We start from the raw sequence: 17,165 nt of genomic DNA, 5'->3' as shown, positions 1-17,165 counted from the left end.
TTAATTAAGGTTTCCAGCAAAAACTAATGGGAAGCCATTTTTCGGTGTGTACAGAATGACTATTTGTGGATTTATCACGAATACTTCTTTTAAGATATACTTGGTTGTTTTCTGAAAATACATAAGCCGTATTTATTTTTGGTGATACTTCAGTTTTGCTTTTCATCAGGAGCTTTTTTTTCATATCGGTTTTTACCTAAATTAAACACACCAATTTTTATGCCTAAACCGGCAGAAAACCCATTAATTCTATTTATTCCGTCAGGATATATATCAAACCTACTTGATAATCTATATTTTACACCACCTTCTAATTGAACAAATCGTGATAGATTGTATAGTATACTGATCCCTGGTTCGGCGACAAATATTGCATCCCATTTTCTATTATCACTATCTATATCTTCATCAAACTCTCGATCTCCATCTATATATCCAACCCCTCCAAAACCTACTAGTAATGGGAATGAAAGATTGATTTTGGATTTGCTAAATAAAATAGGTTCTATATGTATTCCGCCATAAGCACTTATAAGATCTTCATTGTTGGAAATTGTGTTTCTTGTTAAATTTTGCTGAGAATAAAGGCCTTTTACAGAAAAACCTGCTTCAAATTTACGATTAGCCACATAAGCAACTTTTAATCCAAATATTCCTGTGTCTTTGCCATCAATTTTTCCATAGGCAGTATTGAATCCTAAATAAACTCCGTGTACAATATTTTTTCTATCGTTAAACTCGATGTAATCTGTATTTTCTGATTCTTGCGCTTGTAAACAAAGTGTCGAAAGAAACATGAAAAGAATCAATGGTTTGTTTAGTTTTTTCATAAGGATTGGTTTGCTGTAATGATTGATAAATGATTTTATTGATGATTGTTTTTGTTCTTCTTTTTTTTAATGTGTGGATGATGTAATTACTCTTTTAAAATGATAACTCCCTTTTTGCCAGTAATCTGGAATTTTCCTTTCAGATCATTGCTTCCATAAGTTGCTGTGATATCTCTCAATCTTTTTTTATCATCTATAACATTGTTTTTTATGTTTTTAAATGATTTAGGGATTCTTAATAAACCTTGTTCTAATGATGCATTAAAGTCAAAACTGATATCCGAAATATTGATGTTTAATTCTGAAGATTTTTGTTTTATGACAATGTTTGGATTCCTATTTAAGATTTTATTTACATAAAAATCAGATACTTCCATATAAAGATTAATATCTTCTTCTAATTGTTCCAATATCATATTCGAAAATCGAAGTTCTCCCTGAACTCTTTCTAGATTTTTAATGGTTATTTTATCTTTACTAGAATAGATTTCAAGGTTTGCTATGTTATTAATGGCGATAGTAGATCCATTACTGTTGATTTTTAAATCTTTGATTGTTTCGATATCAAGCTCACTGTTTTTAAGTTGTAGGTCGCCATAAGTAATTGATTTGGTCTGCAGTTTCCCGAATTTCATTTCTATAGCGGCATCAGTCAAATCATTATTGATATACATATCTCCGTGATGAAGGTTTGCTTTGAGCTTTCCGTTCCAGTCATTGATAATAATATCTCCAAACTTGTTTTTTACCTGTACTGTAGCGTTTAAAGGCAAATGGATGGTGTAATCGATTTGAACACTTCCTTTATCAAAATCAAAAGGATTGGCTTTGTTTAGCATTCTAGAAAAGAAATTATTACTCTTCTCTTCAATATTCAGGAAAATTATAAGAGAATTACTTGCCTTATTTATAAAAGGCTTTATTCTTTCTAATAGCTCCTTTGCATCGTCTTTATCTTTTTTAGTTACAACTATATCAATAGTAACAGCTATTTCATTTTGATCCCATCCATTTATTTTGATATTACCATATTTGTTTTCCAATTTAAGTTTTCCAGCATTGGTAAAATCGAATGACTTTTCTATCTTTTTGGATACTCTTTCTTGTGCTAAAAGATGAGTTCCAGAGCAGAGACAGAATATAATAAGGATTAGTTTGTTATAAAATATAACCTTCATTGGTATTGGATTTTTTGGAATCATTAATTTGTTCCAGTAGGTTTTCTATTAACTCTATTCTCTTTTTGTAATTATCGACAATAGCTTCTAAAATGTATTCGTTGTTTAGGTTTTTTGTCATTTCTTGTTTCAAGAGAATATACTCTTGGTCTAATTCGTCCATAAAGGATAAAAACTCTTTTTTATCTTCTGGCTGCAGTTTTGTGTTGTCTTGTATCATCTGTACCTGTAGAGATATTAACCCTTTGTAATAGGTGTTAATATCATTTAGCTCTTGGTTTGTGGTGCTATTATTTGAATTCGTATGTATTCCTGAATTTATAAGTAATCCAGCACCAGAAAATATGCTGAATATAATTGCTATAGTGGCTGCAATTTTCAGGAAAGGAGATTGCCATATATTGAGAGTTTTTGAATTTCTATCTTCAAGTTTATCTTCAATATTCTTCCATATCTTATCTTTATCAGCTTTGTGCTGATCAAATTGATGTTTATTATTTTTTATAAACTCTTCTAAACTGTCCATTGCTTTATAATGAGTTAATAATTTGAATTAGTTTTTTCTTTGCTCTATGATATTGAGATTTAGAAGTCGATGATGTAATTCCTAAAATCTCAGAAATCTCAATATGATCATACCCTTCTATCAAATACAGGTTTAGTATCTGTTTGTACCCATCTGGAAGAAGGCTAATACCTTTCTTTATTTTAGATACATCCATTTGTATTATTTTTTCTTCGGGTTCTGGGTTAATATGATATTCTTGTTGATCATATGGTACAATCGGTATTTTTTTTAATTTTAAATGATTGATACTTTTATTGATTACAATTCTTTTTAACCAGGAACCAAAAGTGCTTTCATATCTAAAATTCTTTAAGTTTTTGAATGCTTCTATAAAACTTTCTTGCAATATATCCTCTGCATCTTCTTTATTACCTAACATACGCATACAGATATTATACATAGCATCTACATAGAGCTTATATAATTGGTATTGCGAATTCCTATTACCAGACTTACTTTTTTCTACAAGGTCTTTATGCGTATGCAGGATGTTGGTTTCCAATGATGTTGATCAATTGTAAGTTTCTTTAAAAGTACTTTCTCTTTTAGTATTGACAGATGAGAAATTGAAGGGTTGCATTAGTGTAGAAAAAAAAATATTTTTTTTGAAACATGAAAAAAGGCCTGCAAAATTATTCGTTTTACAGGCCTTTTTTCTATAGTACTTAGAATTATTATATAGTAATAATCGTGTTAAGTGTTTCACTTGGTCTCATAGCTTTAGCAACTTTATCAGTGTTAGGCCAGTAATAACCACCCATATCTACAGCATTTCCTTGTGCGTCATTTAGTTCATTGATAATTGTTACTTCATTATCAGCCAATTGTTGAGCAATGGCTTTAAACTCTTCTTGTAGATCTGTATCTTGAGTTTGTTCGGCTAGTGCTTGTGCCCAATACAATGCTAAGTAAAAGTGACTGCCTCGGTTATCAAGTTCGTTTACTTTTCTAGAAGGAGACTTTTTGTTTTCTAAAAACTCTTCGGTTGCCTTGTCTAAGGCTTCAGCAATAACCAAAGCTTTAGAATTATTATTGGTTTCTCCTAAGTGTTCTAAAGAAACGGCTAACGCCAAGAACTCACCTAATGAATCCCAACGCAAATGTCCTTCTTTATTAAACTGTTGTACGTGTTTAGGAGCAGATCCTCCTGCACCGGTTTCAAAAAGACCTCCACCATTCATTAAAGGAACAATAGAAAGCATTTTTGCACTAGTACCTAACTCTAGGATAGGGAATAAATCAGTATTGTAATCTCTTAATACATTTCCGGTAACAGAAATGGTGTCATTACCATCTTTTATTCTTTCTAATGAGAAGCGAGTAGCTTCTATAGGAGATAAGATTCTAATATCTAATCCATCAGTATCATGTTCTGGTAGATATTTTTCTACTTTAGTAATTAAACTAGCATCGTGTGCTCTGTTTTTATCTAACCAAAAAATAGCAGGTACATTGGTAGCTCGAGCTCTGCTTACTGCTAATTTTACCCAATCTCTAATTGGAGCATCTTTGGTTTGACACATTCTCCAGATATCCCCTTCTTCTACAGTGTGTTCAATTAATACATTTCCTGAAGCATCGATGACTTTTACCGTTCCGTTTCCTTTGATCTCAAATGTTTTATCGTGAGATCCATACTCTTCAGCTTTTTTGGCCATTAACCCTACGTTAGGAACTGTACCCATAGTAGTTGGGTCAAAAGCACCGTGTTTTTTACAGAAATCTATAGTTTCCTGGTAGATACCTGCATAGCTACTGTCTGGTATAACCGCTTTGGTGTCTTGAGTTTTACCTTCTGCATCCCACATTTGCCCAGAATTACGGATCATAGCGGGCATAGAGGCGTCAATAATTACATCACTTGGTACATGTAAATTAGTAATACCTTCATCAGAATTTACCATAGCTAGTTTTGGTCGATTAGCATAGCAAGCTTGTATATCAGCTTCTATTTCTGTTCTCTTAGCATCTGGTAATTTCTTTAACTTATTAATTAAATCTCCAAAACCATTGTTTACTTCTACACCAATTTCTTCTAAAGCAGCGCTATGTTTTTCAAAAACATCTTTGAAGTATACTTCTACAGCATGACCAAAGATGATCGGGTCAGAAACCTTCATCATGGTTGCTTTCATATGTAGAGAAAATAATAGATTCTTTTCTTTTGCATCTGCTACTTGTTCTTCAAGAAAAGCAATTAATGCTTTTTTACTCATAACAGTAGCATCAATAACTTCGCCTTCTAATAGTGATGTTTTTTCTTTTAAAATAGTGGCGTTTCCACTGGTATCTGTAAATTCTATTTTTACATCACCATCTTCTGCAATTGTAACTGATTTTTCATTAGATCTAAAATCACCAGTTGACATGGTTGCTACATGCGTTTTGGAATCAGAGGTCCAGGCTCCCATTGAGTGAGGATTCTTTCTGGCGTACTGCTTAACAGGTTTTGGTGCTCTACGATCAGAGTTTCCTTCTCTAAGTACTGGATTTACAGCACTACCTTTGATCTTGTCATATCTGGATTTAACCTCTTTTTCTGTATCATTTTCTGGTTCTTCTGGATATGAAGGAATATCAAACCCTTGAAGTTGTAGTTCTAAAATAGCTGCTTTTAATTGCGGAACTGAAGCACTAATATTAGGGAGTTTGATAATATTAGCTTCTGGTTTTTGTGCCAGTTCACCAAGTTCTGCCAAAGCATTAGCTTGTTTTTGTTTATCCGTTAAGTTTTCAGGAAAAATAGCAAGAATTCTTGAGGCTAAAGAAATATCTTTTGTTTCGATAGCTATTCCTGCGGATTGAGTGAATTTTTTTACGATTGGTAAAAAAGAGTATGTTGCTAATGCAGGCGCTTCGTCTGTCTTGGTGTAAATGATCTTTGAGGTTTCGACTCCCATATTTTAGTTTTTTTTGAGGTATCTTCTTGATTTTCGAACTCAAACCATCCTGACACCTACGTTGAGTTAGTATCTATTTATAGAAAAACAATTAGTCGTTTGATTTTTCTATGACAAACAATACATATAGTTTTTTTAAGATTTTGACTAAGTATTAGAATACTGCAATAGTGTTTGTCGGAGATTTTCCGAGCGCGAAGATACAAATCTAGTTAGGCAAATGCAACCTGGTTGTTGTTAGTTTTGAGTTAAACGAATTGAATTATAAATTCTTAAAAAATAGTATAGATAAAAAAAAGAGATGGAAATTTTTTACTTAAAAAATAGAAGTATTCATAAAGAAACAAAAAAAGCCATATCAAGAATACGGATATTTTGATATGGCTTCATCAAAAATAGAATATTTATGTCAGTTGTTTTACCCACTGTAAAATAAAAACTTTCGTTTTTTAAACCATATCATCATATTTCTGACTTTGAGTAGATTTAAAATTTATCAAATAATGATTTGTTTAACTTTAATGCTACTCGTACGACTTATACAGATGTGTGTTTCTAAAATCACGATTGTAATTTTATATTTCTTTCATCTGAAAAGTCTAATGATTCTTAAAATTAAAAAGGTGTCAAAACTTAATTTTTTCCTTTGAATTTCATTTTGAAATGATTTTAAAGTAAAGCCCTTAAAGTTATTTCAAGGATGTACTCAAAAAAATAACTTTCGTTTCATATTTATTTTAATCTCAAGTGATCTTTGTGTATTCAAAGAACGTTTTTGAAAATCATAGCATCAGGAATCCTTGTGTCATCACTTGTTTGATATGAATTTCTAGTATAAATATAAGGAAAACTGATTGAACGGTCAATATTTCTTATTGTATTAGTTATCAACTGGTTATGAACTATAGTTGTTAACTTTTGTTCATAAAAAAAAGCTGTCATTTGACAGCTTTTTAATTTGTAAAAGAAAGGGAAATTATCCTCTTTTTTCTTTAATACGTGCTTTCTTACCGGTAAGTCCTCTAAAGTAGAATATACGTGCTCTACGAACTTTACCTCTTTTATTAACTTCAATTTTTTGAAGCGCTGGTAAGTTAATTGGAAAAATACGCTCTACACCAACTGTTCCTGACATTTTTCTGATAGTAAAAGTTTCAGTAGAACCAGAACCTCTTCTTTGGATAACAACTCCTCTAAAGAACTGTGTACGTGTCTTGTTTCCTTCTTTAATTTCGTAATATACTGTGATCGTATCACCTGCTGCAAATTCAGGTAATTCTTTTCTTGTAACAAATTCGTCTTGTACGAATTTTACTAAATCTTCCATTTTGATATAGTTTACTTTGTGGTTTTATTAAAGCAACATTCGCGATTCTCGCCAGAGGTTGTTCTAATCAGGGTGCAAAAATAATAAAATATTTATTATTTAAAAGTTCTTAGCCAGTTATTTTTAATTATCTAATCAGGCTAAAATGCCCTCGTTCTACATTGTTATCCAGATAATTAATGAGATACCAATATTCTGAAGCAGGCATTTGTTTTCCGTTATAATTTCCATCCCAACTGTTGTTATTTGGGGTGAGTTGTTTTAGCAATTTGCCATAGCGATCAAATATATGAATATAGTTAAAAGATATTAGTGTTGGGTCTATCAACCATTGATCATGGAAACCATCACCATTAGGTGTAAAATACAATGGGATTTCAACAGTTTCCTCACAGGATTGAACCGAAAGGTTTAGAAAATGCGTTTCTTCTATAGTCGAACCACAATAAGGAAGGGATAATGTCAAAGTGTATATACCTGCATTAGACTCTTCTGTATTAGTTATATTTAAAGCTTGTTCATTAGACTGAAATCCATTAGGTCCTTCCCAATTATAAGATGCATTTTCATAGTAGGGTGCCTCCTGAAATATAGGCTCATTATTACATATTTCTAATGCTTCTGGGATGTTTGAAAGATCAATTTCTGTTAATTCTTCTATTGTTAAAATTACCTGATTACTTTCTATGGATATGGTCCCATCGCAATTTCTATAAGAAGCGGTAACAATATAGGTTCCTTCTTGCTCGATAGTTACATTGTTAATAATTGCTTCTCGTTCATCGAAGGCAAAATTATTAGGACCAATCCACTCGTAGATTACGTTTTCTATTTCGTTAACAGTTAACAATACGCTATCTCCTTCACAGGCACTTATATCATTTGTAGTGAGAGATAGCACACTATCTTCCTGGATACGTATATCTGTTGTTTCTGTTTTGGTTATCATTTGACCGTTACAGGCTGGAGCAGTTACATTTACAGTATATATTCCTTGATGAGTAAGGTTTACATTTGTTATTGTGATTTGCTGGCTGTTGGATGTAAAGCCTCCAGGTCCAGACCAATTATAGGTGGCTCCATTAATAAGACTAGCTTCTATGAATAGTGTTTCATTTTGACAGATAGAAGTTTCCCCAGAAATTGTTACGTCAAAATCATTTTCCTGAACAATGACCTGTGTAGTTTTGGTCTTAGAAACAGGATCTGTTGCCCCGCATTCTGATGCTGTAACTGTTACTGTGTAATCTCCCTGATCTGCAAGTGCTATGTTATTTATAGTTATTGATCTAGTACTGGCGGTGAAACCGTTTGGTCCTGTCCAAGAGTAAACAGCTCCGTTTACTTCTTCGGTTTCAAGAGTTATTGTGTCTTGTAGACAGGTGATTATTTCATTTGGATTGGTAAGGTCAAAATTTTTATTTAATACAGTTACAATCGTATTTTTTGTTTTTGTAATTGGACTACCATTACAATCATCAGCGGTAATTGTAAGTTCATATGTTCCTTGATCCTCAAATGTAATATCAACAATAGACAAAATCCTGGAATTAATTGTCGTACCATCTGGTAACTCCCAGGTATAAGTTGCATTGCTAACTTCATTCCCTTCAATGGTTAACGTATCTTCTTCGCATATGGTTATTGTATCTGGAGTAGTAACATCAAATGAAGTATTGTTTATGGTAACATTAACCTCTCGATTGATTATACAACCATATAATGTTATTTCTAAAGTGTATTCTCCACTATGTAATGTTTCTGATGCGTTTGTTATTGTGTGATCTACGGTTGTGGCTATTTCAGTTCCAGAAGGGTCAAGCCATCGGTAGGTTACTCTGCTATCATTGTCCAAAATATCAGGAAAATTATTAGAGACAGATAATGTAATATCATCTCCTTCGCAAGCACTTACATCAGCTACTGTAAATTCAATATCTTCAAAATCATCAATATTGAATAAGAATAATTGGGATCCAGATAAACCATCTCCATACCTGATATTACGAAAATCAATTTTATGTTGTGAACAGTCTTCGCTAATGTAAATCGAATGTACTTTTCCGGGTTCAGAATATCTACGATCTCCTCGACCTCCTTGTCGATGAGGTTCTGTTTCTAAAACTGAAGCCCAGTCTCGATTGCCGATAAATGCTCCATTTTGTATTGTGACGTAATTTTCTTCTCCAAAATTCTCGTGTTCTAAAACTAATTTACCATTAACTAGAACGGTATCATCATTAGATTTTATTCCACCAATGACTCCATCTTTCTGAACCAGATCATCTCCGTGTAATCTATAATAGGTTCCTGTATAATTGTTTCCTTCAAACCTAATTTCATATCGATATAATCCCAGCTCACTTAGCCCAGAAACGATTTGGCTATTTGGATCTGGGAGGTTGTTGGGTAAATCACTGTGATTTCTATCTGTGGTAGAAGTAGCTCTAAAATCATGGGTTTCAATTGCTTCTGGTCGCTTTCCACATCCGGGTTGTGTACAATCGTTTCTACCATCATTTCCTGTAAATACACCGTTATATCTTAAAAAATTAGCTCCTTGGTAAGGGCCTAAATACTCTGGAACTCCGTTATCTAAACTTCGTTTGTTATTTCGGATACCAATGGATTGGTGTAAGGTGTTGTCATAATTATATATCTGAAGTTCTCCGTTTATATTATTTGTTTGTATGTACCATCTTTTAGAATTATCAGGATTAGCTTGATCTATTTCATCCCAGGACCATTCATTTCCTTCGGGTAAATTTTGAGTCTCTATTACATGGATTCTATTATCTAAGGTATGGATTCTAGGAGGGTCTACACTATGAAAAGTTAGCATGTGAACTTTATTTCCGGGAGTCACTTTACAATCTAATATTCGTTGATTATCAATCCATTCTGTAATTGGTGTTCTCTCGACTTCTGATATTACAGATTCAAAAACATTGATCATTAAATCTCTTGAAGGGATTAAATTGTGATTTGCATTTAACTGCTGATAGTATGCGGTATTAAATTTTTTAAATACTTCTTGATCTTCAACATATATTTTTTGCATAGCCGCCTGGCTGGTTCCGTAACGTTCCCAATGAGCACCTGTTCCAATATCACTGGAGAAAAAATCGGTGGTAGTCAATTGATCGTGGTTTTGGAAATCATAATCCCAGTCAAAAGGCATTCCTCTGGCATGACTCCAATGAACCTTAAACTCATCTCCATTAAAAAAATTGGGATAACGGTCAATGAAAATATCCATAACAATAACAGCTACTGCTTCTGCCATTCCTTCTTCAAAACCACTTAAAGTGGGCTCGTAGTGCCATTCTCTATCACTGCTTACGGTAACATTGTCTCGATAAGCATGTACCAATTCATGAATCATTAAACGTGGTTGGTCTAAGTCACCGTCACCATTTTCTCTATACGATGAGCTTATTTGATTAGGACCATTATAAAAAGTATTAGTTCCTACTGCAAATCCGTCATTAACAATATAAACAGTATGATTTCTAGAAGGAGGACCGTATATTTCTTTAATGATAGGATTGACAAGATTATAAAACTCCATCATTTTATCTCTTTGCCAATCTGCAAAAGGTCCAACACCATTAACTCCGTAATTGGTTTCTACTTCTATGGTTAAAGAGTTTGAAGGTGTTCCTAGATTTTCCCATTCAAATTTTAAAGGAGGAGATACCCACTCTGAACTTAGTCCTGCATCCATAGTAATATAAAACTCATCACCAATGTTAAAATTTGCAGGGCCACCAGGGTTATTTAATGCTATTAATCGTAATTCTTCATAACTGTGTCCACCAGTATGTCTTGCATTGGCTCCTAATCCCTGTCCCCATTTAATATCTTGTAACCCAGGAGCTGTTCCTATGCGAAAAGATTGAAATGAACCTCCATCCCATTTGACAATTACATTATGAATGCTTTGAGTGTAAGCTCTTGTATTAACTCCAGGAAGTCTGGTTGTGTTTTTTTCTATGAGGTCTTTGTGCTTTTTATAATAATCTTTTTCTTGTTGTAGAGCTCGTTTTGGAGTTGTGCAAGTTATAGATTGTTTTTCTTGGGCATTCAAACCAATACTTAATAGTAATAATATGGTTATTAAGGTATAAGCTTTCATTGTGTTGAGTTTGGTTGTGTAAAGTTGATCGTTGTGGTTGTATACTTAAATGCAATATTCATAATTTTATTATAAAGCAAAGTAAATATGTTAATATAGTATCAGTGTAGGTTGAATTAGTACAAGAAGAAATATTACCTGTTTTATGTCAGATATGTATTGAAAAATATGATTAAAAATAATCATAAGGTCCAAGTTCGAAATTGGACGTCAGGGAGAGATGTAAATTCTTTTAGAAATAGGTTTTACCTAAAAAGAATGATATAAAAACTAATCTGTTATAGATTAATCATCTAATAAATCAGGTCTTCTTTCCTTGGTTCTTTGGTAGGCTTGTTCTTCACGCCAGGATTCTATTTTCGGGAAATTTCCTGAAGTTAAAACCTCTGGGACTTTCCATCCTTTATATTCTGCGGGTCTGGTATATATTGGAGGTGCTAATAGATTGTCTTGAAAAGAATCAGTGAGGGCAGAGGTTTCGTTACCTAATACTCCAGGAATTAATCGTATGATTGCATCACATAGGATTAAAGCTCCTAATTCTCCTCCGGATAACACATAATCTCCTACAGAGATTTCTTTTGTGATAAAATGATCTCTCACACGTTGATCTACTCCTTTATAGTGACCACAAAGTATAATAATGTTTCCTTTTAATGATAATTGATTAGCGATCCCTTGATTTAATGTCTCTCCGTCTGGAGTCATATAAATGATCTCATCGTAATCGCGTTCAGATTTAAGTTTAGAGACACATTTGTCGATGGGTTCAACCATCATGACCATACCAGCACCACCACCAAACTGGTAATCATCAACAGTTTTGTAATTATCAGTAGTGTAGTCTCTAAGATTATGTAGATGAACTTCGACAAGACCTTTTTCTATAGAACGCTTCATGATAGAAGCTTCAAAAGGGCTTTTTAAAATATCGGGTACTACAGTGATAATATCTATACGCATCTTTACTTAAATTCAAATAAGGAGTGCAAAGATGCAAAAGAATCTAGTAAAAATCCAGAGATTTATACTACTTCGCTCCAGCTTTACGTTGTTTGTTGATCTCATCTTGTAGTTTACGCATAACTTTTTGTTCTCTTTCCAGAGCTCTGCGTCTATGATCTTCAAACTCAGCCTCAGTTTCTGCCAGTGCTTTTTTGGCTTGAACAGTTATAGTATTACTATTTTTGAATCTAAAAATAAAGAAAGTTAGTAATGCTAAAAGAGCCCCAATAATAACCCACATAATGGTTTTATAACTGGATTTAGTTACAGCAGCTCCAAAAAAGCTCATATTATCTTTTTCTTCTGTTACAGAAGTGAGATTTTCATTAGTCTTAGCTAATGATTCCTGAAGCCCATTTATAGTTGCTTTTTGTTCTGAGATTTCAAGGTTCGTAGCCTTAAGTTTAGATTCTAATGTTTTGATAGTATCTATGGTGTTGCCTTTTAATTTATCAAGCCATACTCTTTTTACTACTTTGTAATCTTGATATCTACCGGATTTCTTTATTACCATATCAAACTGACCTTCAATCTTTTCTTCTTTTAAAGCTTGATTAACAGTAGTGTTTTCTTCTTGTAATTGGGCAGTTGCAAAGAATGGTAATAATGCTATTAAAATTAATAGATACTTTGGTAATTTCATGAGCTTAATTTTATCGTTTTTGATGGTTGTATGATCAGATATCTTTGTGTGAGATTTGATCATGTATAACAGATATAACCAGTGTAATCAACAATGCTTTTATAGCATAGAGATCAGGTTGGTTTCTTCTTTATATAGTATGTTAGTTGTTAATTTCTTTTGTAACGCAAATAAATGTACGATATTGTAAGAAATCAACAAGGTTTTTTGAATAATCTTTTCTTCATAACCTTTATTTGAGGTTATTTTATCGATAAAGCTACTTTGTTTTTTTATCTAGTGATATAGTTGTAATTCGAGAGGTTTAAAAACAATATTTTCGACACATCCTTTATTTGTTTAACAATTTAATAATATAGCTTTTCACCATAAGATCAAATGTAATGGATATAACACTATAAGTTGAAATATCAGGCAATATTATAGTTGCAAAATCATATACAAGTTCTTGTAGTGAGAGTTATGCTTATCCAGAATACTCTTATGACTTCACGAATTTTTTAGACTAAAACCCTTATAATATATTGGTTAAAATCTCTTGACTTAGTCAAGAGATTTTTTTGTCTTGTACAATTTCTTTGATAAAACACTAGCAAATTTGAAATAGAGAGGTACAGTTATGAATTTACTATTGTAGGGATCTTTTTTTTTCTGAATTTTAGCTTAGCAATTTATTTTAAACAATAAGTTAAGTGTTATTGAAGATCAGATATACAATATACTTGAAAGCCTAATTGTTAAAAATAACATTCAAATCAAGAATAAAAAAGTATTAATGGAGTGGTGTTTTCTCATTTCTACAACAAATTTCTTTTGAATTACAAGGGTGCACTGGGTATCTCTAGGGACAAATTGTTTGAGTGTGCATTGGGGTAAACTATAAATAATATGTGCTTATAGACATAAATGAAGGATGTCTTTTAAATATTTACTAAAAATTTTAATTATGAAAAATTTATTAAACTTAAATGGAGCTCAAAAATTGAGTAAAAACGAACAGCAATCTATTAATGGAGGTGTAGCTGGATGCACTCCTTGTCCAGAAGATGTGGCAGGTAGAGCATCGTGTATTGCGGATGGAGGTCTTTGGATAGAAGGATGTATGGAACAGCGTAAATGCGGATTTTGTAAATGTTTTGATGGTACTCATGATAATAGATAATAATCTACATAGTAACATAAATAGTGAATGTAATAGAAATTGTAGTTTGATTAGGCACGATTTTGTAGTAATTGTTATGAGTATCTGGATAATTCTGGTAACGACTAAAAATAATTATCCAAAAACTAGTATAGTAATTTAATTAATACAGCTAAGTTTGAAAAACTTAGCTGTATTAAAAGATTGTTTTTTGAAAAAAACAATCTATAACAAATAGAAGCTTAAGGTTGTGGATCAATTACTATTAAAATGTTGGCAAAGTATTATGGTAAAACAATTAGATTACTTTGGTGTAATAAAAATAAAGGTCGTTATATTTAAAATAACGACCTTTATAAAGATATGTGTAATCTTTGCTTTCTAATAATAAGTAAACCTTCTTACTTTGGCGATATATTTTGATAATCGAATCACTTGGTGACTATATCCATATTCATTGTCATACCATACATAAAGAACAGTATTGTTTCCTTTGGCGTCAACGATAGTTGCATTACTATCATATATTGAAGGAGCCGAAGACCCTACGATATCACTTGAAACCAATTCATTATCTAAAGAATATTTTATTTGCTCAACCAGGTTGCCTTCTAATGCATATTTTTTGATAATTGCATTCATACTTTCTTTAGAGGCCTTTTTGTCTAGGTTAAGGTTCAATATTGCCAGAGATCCATTAGGAACAGGAACTCTAATCGCATTTGAAGTAAGCTTTCCTTCAAAACTTGGTAATGCTTTAGAGACAGCTTTTCCAGCACCTGTTTCGGTAATTACCATATTTAAAGCTGCCGCACGACCTCTTCTATATTTTTTATGCATATTATCTACCAGGTTCTGGTCATTAGTATATGCGTGGATTGTTTCTAAATGTCCGTTTATTACTCCAAAACTTTCATCTACTGCTTGTAGGATAGGAGTAATTGCATTTGTAGTACAAGATGCAGCAGAGAAAATGTTTACTTTATCAGGATCATTTTCTTTATGGTTTACACCGTGAACAATATTTGGGATTCCTTTTCCAGGAGCAGTTAATAATACTTTGTCGATACCTTTAGCAACCAAGTGACGACTTAAAGCTTCTTTGTCTCTAAAAGCACCTGTATTATCAATCAAAAGAGCGTTATTGATTCCGTATTTTGTGTAATCAATATCTTCTGGATTGTTAGCACTAATAATATTTACAGTAGTACCATTTATAATAAGGGCGCTATTGGCAATATCAGTTTCTACAGTACCAGCAAAATCACCGTGTACTGAATCACTTCTTAATAAAGAAGCTCTTTTTTCTAATACTTCTTCTGTAATGTTACCTCTGGTTACAACAGCTCTTAATCGTAACTGACTTCCTTTACCAGTAATGGTCATTAGCTCTCTAGCAACAAGACGTCCAATTCTTCCAAAACCATATAAAACCACATCTTTTGGAGATATGCTTTTGAATTTTTTAGCATCTTTAAGCTTATTCATTACAAAACCAGTAGCAGAATCATATTCGTTTCCTGCAAGATGATATTCATAAGTAAGTTTACCGATGTCTAATTTTGCAGGTGGTAAATCCATTAATTTAATTGCCTGAGCAATTTCTACCGAGTCAAAAATCGAAATCGGTTTTTGAACAAACTCTCCGGCATACTCATGCAAATTAAGAATCTCACTTACATTTTTGTCAATAAGCTGATTTCTAAAAAGTACCAACTCGATAGAGTTATCATACCATAAATCGCTTACAGTCTTAATAAATGCCACCGTTGCGCGGCGTCTGTCTGCCTGAAAGGCAAGTTCTTTTTCATAAACTTCGTTAGAACTCATAATGTTGTTGTGTTTTTACAGTCTTGAAATTTCGTGCAAAAGTATATATTTCAAACGTTTTCGTGAAACCTTTTTTAATAAAAAACTCCCATTGCTTTATATGGACAATGGGAGATGTTGTTTTATACAGGTTTTTAATTGATTATTGAAAGACAAATTCTCTTTTTTCACCATTTTGACCTACAAGGCTTATAGTGATATCTTCATCTTCATATTTATTATCAATAATGTTTTTTACTTCTAGAACATTATTTACTTTCTTTCCATCTATTTCGCTTATAACCAATCCCTTGAGGTTGTATCGTTGTTGCATTCTTGAATTAAGAATTTTACTAATAACTACCCCGTGATCGATGTTGAACTTTTTTAAATAATCTTTTGGAGGATTGGCTACTTCTAAACCAATAGCTTCAATATCATAGCGATCTATTATATATTTAGATAGTTTAACAGGTAGTGTTAGTTCTGTTTTCTTTCGTAATATTTTTACATTGATAATATCATTCGGGCTTTTGGTATTTACATATCCAGTAAGGTCAGAGAATTTTTTGATTGGTAAACCATCAATTTCTTTAATAACATCACCTTCTTTTAACCCTGCCTTTTTAGCACCACTATCATCTGCAACAGAAGCTACAAATACACCTTGCGAAGTAGAAATATCATAATCTTCTACAACTCTAGGGTTTATAGTTCCACCAGTAATACCTAAAATACCTTTTTGGACATCCCCGAATTCTAGTATGTCTTCAACAATTTTTCGAGCATTATTAGAAGGTACTGCAAAGGCGTACCCCACATAACTTCCGGTCTGAGAAGTGATAGCGGTATTAATACCAATTAATTCTCCTTTTATATTTACAAGTGCACCGCCACTGTTTCCTGGGTTAATAGCGGCGTCTGTCTGGATAAAAGATTGTGCATTATTATCGGTTTCATCTAGATCTCTCGATTTTGCACTTATGATACCAGCTGTTACCGTGGAAGTTAGATTAAAAGGATTACCAACAGCAAGTACCCATTCTCCAATCTTTGCACTATTAGAATCCCCAAACGGAATATAAATTAACTTTTCTTCAGTATCGATTTTTATTAAAGCAATATCATTTTGCGGAGAAGTTCCTATTACTTCAGCTTTGTAAGATTTATTATTATTTAGAGTGACTTCTAGTTCTGAAGCTCCATCAATAACATGATTGTTAGTTACAATATAACCATCTTCAGTAATGATTACTCCCGAGCCAACCCCTTGAATTCTTTTTTCTTTAGCACCGCCATTTCTAAAAAACTCCATCAGATTTCTTGGTGAACGACTAATTCCATACTGTTTAACGTGTACAACGGCATTCACCGTTTTTTCTGCAGCAACAGTAAAATCAGAATTAGCGTTTAAAGGATTTAGATTTGTATTGGTGACTTTATATGTCGCCGGGATCATATTGGGAATGCCCTTATCCTGTGTGGCAACAATGTTTTCTGGTTCTAAAAATAATTTATAGGCACTTAATGTGAATACTCCCGCAAGGATAGCAACAACCAACAAACTCAAAATTTTTTTCATCTTCTTTTCTTTTTTTGATTCAACTAGTACAGTAGTATAGACTG

General features: G+C 32.6%; 13 protein-coding genes. 1 reads left to right on the top strand and 12 read right to left on the bottom strand.

Annotation, left to right across the window (positions count from 1 at the left end):
* Positions 1-4: 4 nt before the first annotated feature.
* From U0D62_RS21945 to U0D62_RS21900, 10 genes are all read right to left on the bottom strand, one after another.
* Positions 5-166 carry a hypothetical protein gene (locus U0D62_RS21945; RefSeq protein WP_322289506.1) on the bottom strand — a complete coding sequence of 54 codons (162 nt, stop codon included), beginning with the start codon at positions 164-166 and terminating at the stop codon, positions 5-7.
* Entirely contained in the window at positions 150-830 is a 681-nt protein-coding gene (locus U0D62_RS21940; protein ID WP_322289505.1) for a hypothetical protein, read from the bottom strand. Before U0D62_RS21940 ends, U0D62_RS21945 begins: the two co-directional genes overlap by 17 nt.
* 86 nt (positions 831-916) lie before the next feature.
* On the bottom strand, positions 917-2,008 hold the full coding sequence (locus tag U0D62_RS21935; RefSeq protein ID WP_322289504.1) for a hypothetical protein: 1,092 nt from the start codon (positions 2,006-2,008) through the stop codon (positions 917-919).
* Positions 1,989-2,534, bottom strand: a complete 546-nt coding sequence (locus tag U0D62_RS21930; RefSeq protein WP_322289503.1) for a hypothetical protein — start codon at positions 2,532-2,534, stop codon at positions 1,989-1,991. Before U0D62_RS21930 ends, U0D62_RS21935 begins: the two co-directional genes overlap by 20 nt.
* Before the next feature lie 4 nt (positions 2,535-2,538).
* Positions 2,539-3,078, bottom strand: a complete 540-nt coding sequence (locus U0D62_RS21925; RefSeq protein ID WP_322289502.1) for an RNA polymerase sigma factor — start codon at positions 3,076-3,078, stop codon at positions 2,539-2,541.
* A 172-nt stretch (positions 3,079-3,250) separates the two neighbouring features.
* Positions 3,251-5,476 carry an NADP-dependent isocitrate dehydrogenase gene (locus U0D62_RS21920; protein ID WP_322289501.1) on the bottom strand — a complete coding sequence of 742 codons (2,226 nt, stop codon included), beginning with the start codon at positions 5,474-5,476 and terminating at the stop codon, positions 3,251-3,253.
* 976 nt (positions 5,477-6,452) lie between these two features.
* The gene (gene rplS, locus U0D62_RS21915) at positions 6,453-6,803 is read right to left on the bottom strand and encodes a 50S ribosomal protein L19 (protein ID WP_322289500.1); all 351 of its coding nucleotides are present in this window, start codon (positions 6,801-6,803) and stop codon (positions 6,453-6,455) included.
* A gap of 127 nt (positions 6,804-6,930) precedes the next feature.
* Complete coding sequence (locus U0D62_RS21910) at positions 6,931-10,941, bottom strand: T9SS type B sorting domain-containing protein (RefSeq protein ID WP_322289499.1); 4,011 nt, start codon at positions 10,939-10,941, stop codon at positions 6,931-6,933.
* A gap of 285 nt (positions 10,942-11,226) precedes the next feature.
* Positions 11,227-11,904, bottom strand: a complete 678-nt coding sequence (trmD, locus tag U0D62_RS21905; RefSeq protein WP_322289498.1) for a tRNA (guanosine(37)-N1)-methyltransferase TrmD — start codon at positions 11,902-11,904, stop codon at positions 11,227-11,229.
* A gap of 67 nt (positions 11,905-11,971) precedes the next feature.
* Positions 11,972-12,589, bottom strand: coding sequence for a tRNA (guanine-N1)-methyltransferase (locus U0D62_RS21900; protein ID WP_322289497.1), 618 nt, complete (start codon positions 12,587-12,589; stop codon positions 11,972-11,974).
* Between the two features lie 946 nt (positions 12,590-13,535).
* Between U0D62_RS21900 and U0D62_RS21895 the strand changes: the two genes are divergently transcribed.
* Positions 13,536-13,751 (top strand): hypothetical protein, encoded by a 216-nt coding sequence (locus U0D62_RS21895; protein WP_322289496.1) that lies wholly within the window; start codon positions 13,536-13,538, stop codon positions 13,749-13,751.
* Positions 13,752-14,111: 360 nt separating this feature from the next.
* Here the strand turns inward: U0D62_RS21895 and U0D62_RS21890 are convergent, their stop codons facing one another.
* Positions 14,112-15,560, bottom strand: a complete 1,449-nt coding sequence (locus tag U0D62_RS21890) for a glyceraldehyde-3-phosphate dehydrogenase (protein WP_322289495.1) — start codon at positions 15,558-15,560, stop codon at positions 14,112-14,114.
* Positions 15,561-15,702: 142 nt separating this feature from the next.
* Positions 15,703-17,121: a trypsin-like peptidase domain-containing protein gene (locus tag U0D62_RS21885; RefSeq protein ID WP_322289494.1), complete on the bottom strand. Its 1,419-nt coding sequence runs from the start codon at positions 17,119-17,121 to the stop codon at positions 15,703-15,705.
* Between the last annotated feature and the right edge of the window lie 44 nt (positions 17,122-17,165).

This window comes from Aquimarina callyspongiae (assembly GCF_034322225.1).
Lineage (GTDB): Bacteria > Bacteroidota > Bacteroidia > Flavobacteriales > Flavobacteriaceae > Aquimarina.
The sequence above is the reverse complement of the archived record's forward strand: the minus strand, read 5'-3'. Positions and strand labels throughout refer to the sequence as shown.

Coding starts and splice junctions, on each gene's coding strand:
- U0D62_RS21910 (WP_322289499.1), bottom strand. CDS start 10,941: ATGAAAGCTTATACCTTAATAACCATATTATTACTATTAAGTATTGGT.
- U0D62_RS21890 (WP_322289495.1), bottom strand. CDS start 15,560: ATGAGTTCTAACGAAGTTTATGAAAAAGAACTTGCCTTTCAGGCAGAC.
- U0D62_RS21940 (WP_322289505.1), bottom strand. CDS start 830: ATGAAAAAACTAAACAAACCATTGATTCTTTTCATGTTTCTTTCGACA.
- U0D62_RS21885 (WP_322289494.1), bottom strand. CDS start 17,121: ATGAAAAAAATTTTGAGTTTGTTGGTTGTTGCTATCCTTGCGGGAGTA.
- rplS (WP_322289500.1), bottom strand. CDS start 6,803: ATGGAAGATTTAGTAAAATTCGTACAAGACGAATTTGTTACAAGAAAA.
- trmD (WP_322289498.1), bottom strand. CDS start 11,904: ATGCGTATAGATATTATCACTGTAGTACCCGATATTTTAAAAAGCCCT.
- U0D62_RS21945 (WP_322289506.1), bottom strand. CDS start 166: ATGAAAAGCAAAACTGAAGTATCACCAAAAATAAATACGGCTTATGTA.
- U0D62_RS21930 (WP_322289503.1), bottom strand. CDS start 2,534: ATGGACAGTTTAGAAGAGTTTATAAAAAATAATAAACATCAATTTGAT.
- U0D62_RS21935 (WP_322289504.1), bottom strand. CDS start 2,008: ATGAAGGTTATATTTTATAACAAACTAATCCTTATTATATTCTGTCTC.
- U0D62_RS21900 (WP_322289497.1), bottom strand. CDS start 12,589: ATGAAATTACCAAAGTATCTATTAATTTTAATAGCATTATTACCATTC.
- U0D62_RS21920 (WP_322289501.1), bottom strand. CDS start 5,476: ATGGGAGTCGAAACCTCAAAGATCATTTACACCAAGACAGACGAAGCG.
- U0D62_RS21895 (WP_322289496.1), top strand. CDS start 13,536: ATGAAAAATTTATTAAACTTAAATGGAGCTCAAAAATTGAGTAAAAAC.